Origin of the sequence: Paenibacillus sp. FSL L8-0435 (assembly GCF_037965655.1) — a bacterium.
Classification (GTDB): Bacteria; Bacillota; Bacilli; order Paenibacillales; family Paenibacillaceae; genus Paenibacillus.
In genome coordinates this window covers 5354006-5367253 of sequence record NZ_CP150185.1, presented here as the reverse complement: position 1 = coordinate 5367253, position 13248 = coordinate 5354006, and the positions used below count along the sequence as shown (strand labels likewise).

Sequence of the window (13248 nt, the reverse complement as noted above, 5' to 3'; positions counted from 1 at the left end):
AATTGTTGAGTGATTTTAAAAGGGCAAAAAAAAGGGGAGCCAGATGGCTCCTCCTTCATTGATTTTAAAATCCGATCTTTAACATGATATCCGCAAGTTAGCTCTAACGAAAATCTAAGCTCACGTCCACGCCAAAACTTCTTTAGTTCACCAGATGAGGCATTTCAACGTTGGGATCAACATCTGCTTCATAATCCACACCATCGGTTTCAAAACCAAACAGCTGGAAGAATTCGCGACGGTAACCCTCCAGATCGGACAGATCGTAGATGTTCTCTGTGGTCAACTCATTCCAGAGCTTCGCCACTTCTTCCTGAACGTCAGCTCTCATCTCCCAATCGTCAATGCGAATACGGCCTTCGGCATCGGTTGGAACTTCTCCTCCCGCATACAAGCGATCAGCGAACAGACGTTGCAATTGCTCGATGCATCCTTCATGCAAGCCTTTTTCTTTCATGACTTTGTACAATGCTGAGATGTACAACGGCACCACTGGAATTGCCGAACTGGATTGAGTCACCAGCGCCTTGGCTACAGTTAAGTACGCACGTCCACCTTTGGCACTCAAACGATCATTCAGCTTGTGTGCAGTCGCTTCCAGATGATTCTTGGCTTGACCGATGGAACCATCACGATAAATGGCATGGGTAAGTTCAGGACCGATGTAGGAGAAAGCGATCGTTGTTGCATCGTCAGCAAGCACGCCGCCTTGTTGCAGGGCATCCATCCACAGTTCCCAATCGTCTCCGCCCATAACGGTTACCGTCTGACGAATTTCCTCTTCGTTTGCCGGTTCAAGGGTAACGGAGCTAATTTCGCCTGTGTGGAAGTTCACCGTTTTGTTCGTGTAGGATTGTCCGATAGGCTTCAGCACAGAGTTAAATACTTCACCCGTGTTCGGATCGGTACGGCGTGCCGAGGCTACGCTGTATACGACCAGATCGACTTGACCGAGTTCACTGCGAATCAGTTCAACGGCTTTGTCTCGTGTTTCGTTTGCAAATGCATCACCTGTAACGCTGTACGATTTCAGGCCTGCTTCCTCAGCAGCTTTTTCGAATGCAGCGGAGTTGTACCAGCCTGCAGAAGCTGTACGTTTCTCTGTGGAACTGCTTGGACGATAAATGCCGACTGTATTCGCTCCAGCTCCAAAGGCAGAAACAACACGTGACGCGAGACCGTATCCGGTGGAAGCACCGATCACGAGAACATTACGCGGTCCTTTCAGCTCAGGCTGGGATTTCACATAATCAATCTGTTCCTGCACTTGCGCAGCGCAACCTACAGGATGGGAAGTGGTACAAATAAAACCACGTGTTCTTGGTTTAATAATCATTTATTTGCATCCTTTCATATTCAGCTCATGTTTCAGCATTTCGATAAAATGCTCTTACACATACTTTCTTATTGTAAAACAATTACCTCGGAAACGGAAACCGTTTCGTTTGATTTCGCCGGAAGGGTGGCGTGATATCTCTAATTTTGCGATGATGTGAATAGAATGTACTCGCTTGTTAGGATAGAAAGGACAGGGGTACCATGCTGAAGGAACGCATTGAACTGCTAAGCAAAAGAAAACAAATCTCCCGTAAAGACCTTGTGGAAGGTCTGGTCACGCAGGCCCACTTTGCCAATATCCTGGCGGATCGTTATCCTCTACCTGAGGACTTGGCAGAAGCCATCGCCGGGCGTCTTGGGGTATCCCCTTCCTATATTCTAAAAGCTGCCGCTCAGGACGAGGAAACAATTGAACGGGCAGAAGTCGTTTTCGAACAAATGTCTGTTCCAGCGTCGGCGATATCCGAAGATACGGTGCATGCACTGGCAGATCGGGATGACACGTTGACCATTGAGCTGACAACGGCCTTGATGAAGGCGGTTTATTATCAGCAATTAAACGATGCAACGGCTCATGAGTATATACATACCTCCTACCTCAATTTTTACCTGGAGAAATACGGTCGCCCAGACGATATTGATCTGCCACGTCCGTTAGTCAAGGCACTTTTATTCTATAAAATACAATATTATCGTTCCAAAATGGCTTTTGTGGATGTACTAACTCATGCAACCAGGCTCAGTGAGCTGGCGCTTCCTGGCAGTGAATTCTGGTTGTCTGTGCAAAATATCAAGATGGAAGCCTACATTCAGGTCAAACAGTATGAAGAGGCAAAACAGGTATTCGAGCTTACGATGCGTCATGTCTATGATCAGCGGATGTTCCATCGGTTGTCTGGGTTATATGTGGCATATAGTGGTTATTGCTTCGCAATGGGGCTGGTTCAGGAGGCGCTCTCGGCATTAACGATGGCGGAGGCAAACCTCGTGTATGCTGGCAACCAGGGAGATCTGGTGACGGCGATTGCCAACAATCGTATTGTCATGCTGACGATGACAGGTGAACTGGATCAGGCACAGGCGGAGATTGAACGATTTGAATCGTTATTGCAGCAGGAAACGGAAGAAACACAGATCGCCATGCAGCCGCTCGTCAGTGTGTATCGATGCGAAGTGGCTCTGGCACGGAAGAACTGGGGCGTGCTCGCGCAGAGTGTAGATCAACTCTTGAAATGTGCAACAACACAGGACCAGCAGATGAGCGCAACCTTCTACCAGAGCCATCTGGCTCTTGCGCATGGAGATCGGGATGTTTTCATGGAACGTGCGCTTGCGTGTCTGCCTTATTTTGAGTCCGCGCAGCATGTCATGCGGCTTGAGCCGTTATATGAGGGGATGGCCGTAGTATCGGAGGATCAGCGGAAATACAAGGAAGCGGCGATGTATTATCGGAAGCTGGTCTACCTGTTACGCAAAAAATAGAGCGGAAATCAGCTTGGATTTACCCATAAGAGTATATTCATGCTGGCAATGGACCACGCTTAAGGTTAAATATTATCTAATGCGGGAGGTCATCGCTTCTTGAAATTTGAACTAGGACGTTGCTTACTGAGTGAACGATTGATGGAATCCGGAAAGTCAGCAGAATGGTTGGCAAAAGACTTACTTTTTAAACCGGAACGAGTTTACGACTTTATTGAAAACAAAAGAGTGATGCCACTCAAAATTGCCATATCGATCGCCGATTCCATCGGTTGTGATGTTCGTACCTTGTATGAATTAATACCGAACGACAATGAAATAAAAGGAGATTAATGGAGTAAGTGGCAGGTTGCATTAAGGCTACCACTAGTCCGTCTGGAGGTTCGAGAAAGCTTAAAGTTATGTTTTTGGCATGATTTTGTGCATTGCCGATGGATTTGGCACAAAATATGGCTACCAATCGTGAAATGAAGATCGGATCAGTAGATCTTTTTTTGTGAAATTAGCATCATTCCTTACTAAAGAGGCGATCATCCCGTCATTCAATGACCGGATTTTTCGTTTTTTTTGTATGCCGCCAGAAGGGTATTCAAGGACAAGTCACGGTGTTTATAATTTAACTATAAATACGTGTTCAAAAAGTCTGGTTTTCAGTACCGAGAAGATGGAATGAAGATAGAAATGGAGTAGCGGAGCGTAGGAGACCTACGTGAGCAACGGACATTTCGGCTGAATTTCATATTCGATGCTGATGATGCCGCTAGGCATGATTCGTAATCAAAAGTGGACTTTTTGAACAACTTCTAAAAACAAATAAAACAAATGAGGTGTTTGATATGGGATGGTTCGGTAAAAAGAACAAACAGGAAGATGCAATTGCTAAAGCGGATAAAATGATGAATAAAGGACTCACGGGCATGATGATGAAAGGTTTTGTATCAAAGGAACATCGGGAGGCGATCAACCAAAGTCTGGATTCGGCAAAGCAGGCACAGTTGGCGGCGAGTGGTTCTCTGCCTTTAACGGCAACAGCAACGGTGGTGACAATCACCGATACAGGCAAACTGATCAACTTTGATCCGATTGTTGTGCTTGTATTGGATGTGACCGAAACGAATGGTAACCAGTATCAGCGAACATTGGAGACACTGGTGTCCAAAATGCAGATTCCACGAGTAGGCGATCGGGTGGGATTAGGTCAGAATCCAGCAAATCCGTCCGAGCTGATCTACATAGGGCTATTGTCCATCTAGAAGGTATTTGGTTATAAGACAGTGATGTTCCATCTATATAATACGTATAACAACGATAAATAGATATGTATTAGAGGTATTGAAGAGATAGTAAGAGAAGGGTTAAGAGAGGGTGGATCATATGGTGGGATTCCTAAGATTGATTGGCGTATTAACGGTGTTCGGAGTGGGGTTCTCCCCATTTCTGGCACAGCAACTGTGGAATGATCCGTTTATGATTATGCAGGCATGGTGGTACACTCCGGCGATCTTTGCCGGGTTTGCACTGATCTTTGTTCCTGCGATTTTGAGCAATATTTTTGGCGTAGGTCGAGTGAAGACAGGTTTACCCGCAGTTGGGGTCATTAAGACTATACAACAGACGGGGACGTATATTAATGAACAGCCTGAGGTTCGATTGGGTCTGACGGTGTCGCGTAAGGGGCGCGAGAAATACGATACCGAGATGAAAGCCGTCATTCCGCTGACTTCCATGGCACAGTTTCAGCCGGGCAGTTTTATTCCGTTAGTTGTCTCTGTAAAGGATGAGTGCAAGGTAGGGATTGATATGAAGGGGCAATTATCACAGGAAGATATGCAGCAATTGCTGGATGAAAAGATGGTACAGCAAGGCGTATCACCTGAAATGATGGATATTGCAAGAACAGGGGAAAAAGCGATGGCCAAGATCCTTGATGTCACTCCACTTGGGAGTGGAGGTAGTAGTAAGATCAAGCTTCAGCTCAAACTCAGTATAACAAAGACGAACGGTGAAACCTTCAATGTTACAACGCAAAAAGAAATTTTGTCATCTGCGCTGCCGCAGGTGCAGCAAGGTCATATCATTAACGTCATCTATTCAAGACAAGACCCAACAAAATTGGTGTTGGCATTGAATGTACAGGAGCGACAATTAAGTGACTTATTCTCCTCCTGAGGATGTAGACAAAAGGAGGTCCTGCAGATCATGTTTATGACGTGTAGGACCTCCTTTTTCATTTTGGTATGTATGAGAGAGGCAAGCAACGAACGGTTTTCAAACAATACCAAGGCGCATGCGATAAGAAAAGAGTACTTTTCTGGATTCTCCATCGAATACACGATTAGCCAGCGCTCTGAACTCGTCAGCAGTTGTTAATAGATCATCCGCTCCGAGCTTCAACGCCGTTTGCAGGCCGCCTTGGCTCAGGGCGAGATTGACATATCGATCGGCTGTGAAAGTCTCGTGGTGATGAAATACGATTTCCCGAACATATCGGAACAGCCCGGACTGCTGAATCTGCTGCAAATGCCCATCCTTGCTCCATTTGTGTGCCTGACTATTCTGGGGAGCCAGACTGGCTGCTCGTTGATCTGCTTCCTTATTCAGCTGCAGATAGGCTTGTTCTAACTGCCAGTCTAACATTGGCGGCCAGTCGCAATCGTAGGCTGCAAATATGCCCCCTGTACGAAGTACACGTGCAAACTCGCGTAGTGTGGGTTGCGGCTCCATCCAGTGAAACGATTGCGAGCAGGTCAGCACATCCACACTGCCATCTGGTAGTCCGAGGTCGTGAGACAAGCCGGACACAAACCGCAGGTTATCCGGCTTCCCGGCAGATTCCCACTTGGATTCAGCTACAGACCTCATGTCATCGCTGGGTTCAAAGCCGATGATACGTTCAGCTTCATTAAGCCAGATCCACGAGGATAAGCCAGTGCCACAACCGATATCTGCGACCATACGCGGTGTGCTGCCAAGATATGTCGTTAGAATATCCACCACTTCAGTGGGAGCAGCTGGTCGGTTCTGATCGTATAACGTACCAAAACCTTTGAAACGTTCCACATTGTTGCGTCTAATGTCTTGCATGAATAAACCTCCTTCGGTCAGATGGATGACGGAGAGTCAGCTGTGATCAAAAGTTGTATAGGCCTATATTATATCATTCATTGTTGGGAAGTTTGTTCATGACGTTCTGCAAATGTTCAACAGCTTTGATATGACGTCTGAGCAATTCCTGTCCAACATGAACAGGCTCGATTACGGTCAGCTCGGAACCAAACGACAGCAGGAAGGAGTAGAGCCATTCCCCTACATTCAGTTCGAGAGAAACACGGAGCCTGCCATCAGGCTCTTTTTTAATGAGGGAGGGTTCGAAAAAATCATACACTCGGTATGCAATATTGCTGGAGAACGAGAGTGTAAGAGGAGTAAGGACAGGAGCTGCTTCTGATTCAGGGTCGTTTGATCCGGCAGTAACAGAGTGATCGTGTTTTCTCGTTAGAAAACTCAATTGGGTGATCCGTTTCATTTTGAATGTCTCGAATTCTTTCCGCTCAGGATCATCATGAATATAGCCTTTGAAGTACCATGTACTGTTTTTGAATATAAGTTTCTGTGGCTCCACGGTCGGAATGCTCTTCTCACCATCCGAATTAACATAATGAAACGTAATCAGTTGATTCGTTAATATAGCCTGCTTCACCTGATTGAACAGTTCTCTCTCCTGCAGAGGGATGCTGCCCCATGGTGAGAAATTGAATTCGATCCAATCCAGCTTGTGATCAAAAAGGGCGGTTAACCGTTGGAGCATATGGGCACTGTTAAGATGGGGGATCGCACTGATGCTGTATAGTCCCATCAAAATTTCATTCTGGTCTTCTTCTGACAACAGGGACTTGTCCATGACATAGTTGTCCATCAGATGGATACCGCCATGCTTGCCGGTCGTTGTATAGACGGGAATGCCCGCAGCACTCAACCGATCGATATCACGATACACCGTGCGTACAGAAATCTCGAACATACGGGCGAGTTCGGGTGCGGTGGCTTTCTTTTTCTCCAATAACAAAAGCAACATTCGAAATAGTCGGTTATTTTCCATGCTCTTATTATACCATGACAATAGGTGTCAGGGTATGGGTGGTACACTGGTGTAAAAGTCTTACCAAGACATTTTGACTCAGTCTTATAATTTGTTCTTCATTTATTGCGAAGTAGTGAAGGGGACGATATCGATTCTGAAGAAACGAAGTGTTCGCATTTATCATGGGATTTTTCCATTTAGAAATGGGAATAAAAGAAATCCGAGGATAACAGCGATCAGAAGAACGATTCGTGACCGGAACGGCTACTCGCATAATATCAAGCACTTTATATCGAAATGAGTTAAATATGAAGGAGGAACTGGTCATGACAATGAAAGAAGGATTTTACTGGGGTGGCGCAACGGCTGCCAATCAATTCGAGGGTGGATGGAACCAGGGTGGCAAAGGGCCAAGCACGTCGGACATGATGACAGGGGGAACTCACACGATTCCACGCCGGATTACGCCTGTATTGGAAGAGGGCACGTATTATCCGAGCCATGAAGCGGTTGATTTTTACGGACATTACAAAGAAGATATTGCCATGATGGCAGAGATGGGCTTCAAAATGTTCCGCATGTCCATCAACTGGTCCCGGATCTATCCGAACGGTTACGATCTGGAGCCAAACGAAGAGGGATTGCAGTTCTACGATAACGTCTTTGCCGAGTTGAAAAAATACAATATTGAGCCGCTCGTAACAATCTCCCATTATGAAACGCCATTTGGTCTGACACAGAAGTATAATGGCTGGGCTTCCCGTGAAGTCATCGACTGTTATATCCGCTATTGTACAACCCTCTTTAATCGATACAAGGATCAGGTCAAATACTGGCTAACGTTCAACGAAATCAACTGTCTGACGATGCCGATGGGTGCTTATATGGCTGCAGGTATTCTGTTTGAAGGTAAAGAGACACTGGTCGACGGAGTGGATGATCCACAGACTCGTTTCCAGGCATTACATCATCAATTCATTGCCAGTGCCAAAGCGGTGAAGCTGGGACATGAAATCAACCCTGATTTTCAGATCGGCTGTATGGTCGCTTTCATGACAACCTATCCAAACACATGTAACCCGGACGACATGTTGCTCGCACAGAAGAAAGACCAAATCTCCAACATGATCTGCGGTGATGTTCAGGTTCGTGGAGCGTATCCTGGATTCGCCAAACGTTTCTTCGCCGAAGAAGGCATCCAGATCGAGATGCAACCAGATGATGAACAGACCCTGCGTGACGGCTGCGTAGACTTCTACTCCTTCAGTTATTACATGTCTTTGGTTGAAAGTGCAGACGAGTCCCTCGAGAGAGCAGAAGGTAATCTGCTTGGCGGTATCAAAAATCCATATCTCGAAGCCTCCGACTGGGGTTGGCAGATTGATCCAAAAGGACTGCGTTACACGCTGAATCATCTGTATGATCGTTATCAGATTCCACTGATGGTGGTTGAGAACGGTCTGGGCGCTGTTGATGTGGTAGAGGAAGATGGCACCATTCAAGATGACTATCGCATTGATTATTTGAAAGGTCACATTGAGCAGATGAAAGAAGCGGTAGCTGACGGCGTAGATCTGATTGCCTACACCATGTGGGGATGTATCGACCTGGTTAGTGCATCCACTGGAGAGATGAAGAAGCGTTATGGCTTCATTCATGTCAATAAAGACAACGACGGTAACGGAGACTTGAGCAGAACACCGAAGAAGAGTTTCCACTGGTACAAAAAAGTTATCGAATCCAATGGTGAAGAGTTATAATTTGGTGTAAAAAAAAACAGATCCGTCTGTTCGCTTAAATGGGACAAGCGGATTCATGTATCTGAACGAGTTCAGGACTACTATAATGAATATAGAAATACCCGGCTATCCTTCAGTTAAGGAAAGCCGGGTATTTCTTTGTGTAGTACAACAGCGGGCCGCCTAGGCCAGTCTTCTGCTTTGCAGTTGGGACATGCGTTCCAAATGCCGCCGATAAAACCATATGCATGTGGAGAGCCAGCAACCACTTAAGAAGTATCCGCCGACAATATCACTTGGATAATGTACCCCCAAGTAGATACGACTTATCCCAATGGTCAGTATAAATACGGCGCTGGCAATAATCATCAGTACACGTCCAGTGACGGTGGGTACATGTTTCCAGATTAGAAAGGCCAGTCCACCATACAGGCTAAATGCTGCCATAGAATGCCCACTGGGGAAGCTATAACCGCTCACTTCAATGATTCGGTTAATGGTAGGTCTGGCACGCTGGAATACCAGCTTGAGCAATGCATTTAACAGGGTTGAACCTGCGATCACACAAGCCAGGAAGAGCAGTTCGCGTTTGTGTCGCAGGAAAATGTATAACACAATCATGGCGATGATGGTAATGAAGACCACTGGCATTTCGCTGCCGATCCAGGTGAAAAGGTGCATGAATTGTGTCATACCAGGGGATTCCAACCCCTGAATCCATCCGATTAAGGTATCATCAAATCGATGAATCTGGTTGTCGCTGATGGACAGGGCGATGCTTACAAAAGCGATCATGCATAACGCTGCAACGAGCAACGGGAATGAGACGTTTCTTTTCCAGTTTTGCATCAAATGTTCAGTTCCTCCGCGATGTTTGATTTTGTAGATTGTGTCTGCGAATGCGATCATAGCCATATTGGTATTGTGCTATAATTTTACAATAATTATTGCAGCAATAAAAATATGTAACCTTAACACGGTTGTTTGAGCAGAGAATCTAATAGGGGAGTGGGCGGAATGAAACGACGGTTGGTGATGTGCATGTTGGTCTTACTGTTGGTTACGTCTGGGTTAGCTCTATTTCCCGGAGAGAAAGTGTATGCTTGCAGTTGTGTCGAGAGTAATGTTCAAGAGAGATTGAAGACAAACACAACTGTATTTACAGGAGAAGTGGTGAAGAAGGGACGTTCTCAACAGTCGAAGCATGATGGCATCTTAAGAGAGTATACCTTTGATGTAGATACTGCATGGAAGGGGGTTAATGCCAAAAAGATGAAAATTCTCGCGAGTGACGGTGGTTCTGAGTCCTGTGGCATTCAATTTGAAAAGAATCAATCCTACCTGATCTATGCTTATCAATATGAAGTGGATCATAAGCTTCATACGAATCTGTGCAGTCGCAATGTTCCAATTGAACAAGCCGGAGACGATCTGAAATTGCTGGGTGCGGGCAAGCTTGTAAGTAAAGAAGATTTTGGAGAAACCACCGATGGGAGAAGTGAATATATCCAACTCATATTATATGGTGGAGTCATTTTATTGGCAGCGTTGGCAGTCGTGTGGATATGGAGACGAAAGAAAAGAATCTGAGTGCCCAACGAAAAAAGAAGCCAATCCCCGTAAGAACGTTGAGGTACATCCGCGTTCCATACGGGGATTTTCAGGAGTGGCGTCAAAATTGTATCCAATTGGAGCTGGAACTATCGATCCGATGAAACTATATAAATTAAACTAAACATTTACACAAAACGGAGAGGACAGAAAGAACCAGAAGAAGCGTAGCGTTCGCCTAAAAGCTTTCTGAAAGAAAGCTACATCGGAAGCATACGCTATCCCCGGATTTTCCCTTTATAAAAAGGGATCAAAAAAATCTGGGGATAACAGCGATCAGAAGGTTATTCTGTCATCGGAGTGGCCAGTGTATATTCTTTAGTTCATCTTTTATAGTTTAACTGCAACATGTATTCATAAGCTGTGACACCAAATACCCGTTTGAAATGACGATTCAGATGGGTCAGATCAACAAATCCGCAATCGGCAACAGCAGTATATACGTCCTTCTGCTTTTCGATGGATTGACGGGCACGCTCCACCTTGCAGTTTAAGAAAAACTGGTAGGGGGATATACCTGCATGTGCCTTGAATTCACGGATAAATTGAAACTTGGACATGCCAAATTCGGAACTTAGGTTGTCCAGCTTGAGCACATCTTCGGTGCTGCAAAACATGATTTCCTTGGCTTTTCGAACCAGACTGTCCTGAGGCAACCAGAGCTTGGTGTCCATTTCCTTCTGAGCCAGAAGGTGAACCAGATCGAAGACCCGTTCGCTGCACTCGGCTTCGTCCTGTCTGAGTTGAACGGCGTCGTTCAGCATCAGGATCTTACGGGCAAGCTCGGGATCATAGACGATGGGACTTCCAAAACACAATTCCTTTTTGCCTATAATCTCCTCTACCAATTCCGGCTTCAAATACAGCATCACATAGTCAATGCCAGCCTTATCATAGGAACTTCCATCATGGGACTGTTCACGGTTGAACAACATGACACCATTTTGGTGAGACGCCTGATATTGTCCGTCCAGGTTGTATTGTTGAATGCCACGCAGGGTTACGCCAACCGCATACTCTTCATGGCAATGTTTTTTGTATGCAAAATCAGTAAAGCTGGCGGATAGTGCCAGCACGTCTTGCGACTTTTTATAGTTAAATCGTTCCATGCAGCACACCTCCCAAGCTTTAGATTAATCCGGATACTATAATGGCTGAGTATAACAAAAAAAGGGCCATGAGAATACTTAGTATTTTCTGGTGGCGATTCAGCAACGTTTTGAAAACCGTGCCAAAAACAACCCAACTGGAATAGGCCAGGAATCCAATGAAGGTAATTAACACCACGAACAGGAACGAAGAAAATGAACTTTGATAAAAGGGCAATACATAACTTGGAATGACAGTGAAAGTAAACAAGACTACCTTTGGATTCACAAATTGCATGATGAAACCGTTCCAAAATCCGGTAACTTGTTTTGGTGCATCCTCCGTGGTACCCATCTTGTAGATCTGGTACGCCAGATACACCATGTACAGGCCGCCGACAATCTGCATCACCTTCAGAATTCCGGGCAACACTCCCGCAAGAAGCTGATTAAGAAAAGCTGAAGCGGTAAGCAGCAGACCAAATGCCAGCGTAGCTCCCCACACATATTGCATCGTTTGACGTGCCCCAACATGTTGTACGGAAGAAAGAATTACGATATTGCTGGGGCCGGGGGTGAATGTAACGACGATGCAGTAGATTAAAAAAGATGCAAGATTCATAGTGATGATGCTCTCCTCAGGTTGTAGTTTAGTTCCATGATCATACGTCTAGAGGGAGAAACCATATAGTACATTATTGCAGCAGGTACACCGTTAGCAACAGGAGCTTCCTTTTAAAAGATAAGGGGGAGTTTTCTTTTTGAATGATTGCGTTTACAATTTAAACGAAGTACAAGGTGATCAGACAACTTGAGGAAGTGAACGGAATGAAAAAAATGTTGCTTGTTTACATTTTGCTAATCTCAGCATTTGCGTTGTATGTGTTGAGATTCGAATACACCAGTCAGGTAAACAGTTCTTGGGAGGACCGGGGGCTGCGCGGTGATATCGGAGAGACGTATATCATGATTACATTCCAGTCCGGGCTGGAGTATTGGAAGAGCCCGCTCAAAGGCTTCGAGGATGCCGCGGATGCGCTTGGCGTGACCGTAGAATATCGCGGGGCTACCCGGTATGATGCGAAGGAGCAGACCATGGTAATCGAGCAGGCTATCGCTCGTAAACCCGCAGGCATTGCTATATCTGCAATCGATCCTCAATCGTTAGTTCCAGCGATTAACAAGGCAATCGACGCAGATATCCCTGTTGTATTATTTGACGCGGATGCACCCGATAGCCAGGCCTATTCTTTTCTTGGGACAGATAATTACAAGTCGGGTGTAATGGCTGCCGATAAAATGGCTGAACTGCTGGGTCGTGAGGGAGAGGTCGCGGTATTAACCTTGCCCGGACAACAAAATCATGAAGAGCGCACGAAGGGCTTCCGCGATACGATCAAGGAGAGATACCCTTCCATGCAGATTGTTGAAGTTGCAGACGGACACGGCGATGCGATGGTATCCAGAGACGAAACACAGAGAATGATGAAGGAACATCCCGAGCTGGCGGGTATTTTTGTGACTGAAGCTACCGGAGGGGCAGGAGCGGGGGAAGCCGTTCAAACTGCCGGGGACAGACATCCGTTGCAGATTATTTCGTTTGATACAAATAAGGCTACATTGGATATGATCAAGAACGGTACGATCTCAGCTACAATTGCACAGGGAACCTGGAATATGGGATATTGGTCACTCCAATATCTGTTCCATCTACATCACCAGTTAACGGTTCCTGCCCCATCTTCATCCGGTGAAAATGCACCGCTTCCCGTGATGGTGGACACAGGCATCTCTGTGGTGACACGCTCGGATGTGGATGATTACTATGCCAAATAACAAGGAGGATTTTAAGAGTCCAGGGCATTGGAGCAGGAGAGCGATTCTCTCAACTTTCAGGAACGGGATTCGG

13 protein-coding genes are annotated in these 13248 nt (G+C 45.8%); 7 read left to right on the top strand and 6 right to left on the bottom strand.

Annotated elements, in window-relative coordinates; translation table 11 throughout:
• Positions 1 to 142 precede the first annotated feature (142 nt).
• Entirely contained in the window at positions 143 to 1336 is a 1194-nt protein-coding gene (fabV, locus tag NST33_RS23915; RefSeq protein WP_036617082.1) for an enoyl-ACP reductase FabV, read from the bottom strand.
• A 203-nt stretch (positions 1337 to 1539) separates the two neighbouring features.
• Here fabV and NST33_RS23910 point away from each other — a divergent pair, with 203 nt between their 5' ends.
• From NST33_RS23910 to NST33_RS23895, 4 genes are all read left to right on the top strand, one after another.
• Positions 1540 to 2820, top strand: coding sequence for an XRE family transcriptional regulator (locus tag NST33_RS23910; protein ID WP_339305392.1), 1281 nt, complete (start codon positions 1540 to 1542; stop codon positions 2818 to 2820).
• 99 nt (positions 2821 to 2919) lie between these two features.
• Complete coding sequence (locus tag NST33_RS23905) at positions 2920 to 3153, top strand: transcriptional regulator (RefSeq protein ID WP_076329132.1); 234 nt, start codon at positions 2920 to 2922, stop codon at positions 3151 to 3153.
• A gap of 503 nt (positions 3154 to 3656) precedes the next feature.
• Positions 3657 to 4073, top strand: coding sequence for a hypothetical protein (locus NST33_RS23900; RefSeq protein WP_339305390.1), 417 nt, complete (start codon positions 3657 to 3659; stop codon positions 4071 to 4073).
• Positions 4074 to 4194: 121 nt separating this feature from the next.
• The gene (locus NST33_RS23895) at positions 4195 to 4989 is read left to right on the top strand and encodes a hypothetical protein (RefSeq protein ID WP_339308765.1); all 795 of its coding nucleotides are present in this window, start codon (positions 4195 to 4197) and stop codon (positions 4987 to 4989) included.
• A gap of 99 nt (positions 4990 to 5088) precedes the next feature.
• Here the strand turns inward: NST33_RS23895 and NST33_RS23890 are convergent, their stop codons facing one another.
• Both NST33_RS23890 and NST33_RS23885 read right to left on the bottom strand, forming a co-directional pair.
• Positions 5089 to 5904, bottom strand: a complete 816-nt coding sequence (locus tag NST33_RS23890) for a class I SAM-dependent methyltransferase (RefSeq protein ID WP_237177000.1) — start codon at positions 5902 to 5904, stop codon at positions 5089 to 5091.
• A gap of 73 nt (positions 5905 to 5977) precedes the next feature.
• Positions 5978 to 6919, bottom strand: a complete 942-nt coding sequence (locus tag NST33_RS23885) for a YafY family protein (protein WP_339305388.1) — start codon at positions 6917 to 6919, stop codon at positions 5978 to 5980.
• 308 nt (positions 6920 to 7227) lie between these two features.
• Here NST33_RS23885 and NST33_RS23880 point away from each other — a divergent pair, with 308 nt between their 5' ends.
• Entirely contained in the window at positions 7228 to 8661 is a 1434-nt protein-coding gene (locus NST33_RS23880) for a glycoside hydrolase family 1 protein (RefSeq protein WP_339178678.1), read from the top strand.
• Between the two features lie 162 nt (positions 8662 to 8823).
• On the opposite strand, the gene NST33_RS23875 is transcribed toward NST33_RS23880, so the two are convergent.
• Positions 8824 to 9489 carry a phosphatase PAP2 family protein gene (locus NST33_RS23875; protein WP_221824790.1) on the bottom strand — a complete coding sequence of 222 codons (666 nt, stop codon included), beginning with the start codon at positions 9487 to 9489 and terminating at the stop codon, positions 8824 to 8826.
• A gap of 168 nt (positions 9490 to 9657) precedes the next feature.
• Here NST33_RS23875 and NST33_RS23870 point away from each other — a divergent pair, with 168 nt between their 5' ends.
• Positions 9658 to 10230 carry a hypothetical protein gene (locus NST33_RS23870; RefSeq protein WP_221824679.1) on the top strand — a complete coding sequence of 191 codons (573 nt, stop codon included), beginning with the start codon at positions 9658 to 9660 and terminating at the stop codon, positions 10228 to 10230.
• A gap of 344 nt (positions 10231 to 10574) precedes the next feature.
• On the opposite strand, the gene NST33_RS23865 is transcribed toward NST33_RS23870, so the two are convergent.
• Together NST33_RS23865 and NST33_RS23860 are read right to left on the bottom strand one after the other, a co-directional pair.
• On the bottom strand, positions 10575 to 11360 hold the full coding sequence (locus NST33_RS23865; RefSeq protein WP_339305386.1) for an AraC family transcriptional regulator: 786 nt from the start codon (positions 11358 to 11360) through the stop codon (positions 10575 to 10577).
• Positions 11361 to 11379: 19 nt separating this feature from the next.
• Complete coding sequence (locus NST33_RS23860) at positions 11380 to 11961, bottom strand: LysE family transporter (RefSeq protein WP_221824677.1); 582 nt, start codon at positions 11959 to 11961, stop codon at positions 11380 to 11382.
• Positions 11962 to 12167: 206 nt separating this feature from the next.
• Here NST33_RS23860 and NST33_RS23855 point away from each other — a divergent pair, with 206 nt between their 5' ends.
• The gene (locus NST33_RS23855) at positions 12168 to 13175 is read left to right on the top strand and encodes a substrate-binding domain-containing protein (protein WP_124116413.1); all 1008 of its coding nucleotides are present in this window, start codon (positions 12168 to 12170) and stop codon (positions 13173 to 13175) included.
• The last annotated feature ends 73 nt before the right edge of the window (positions 13176 to 13248 follow it).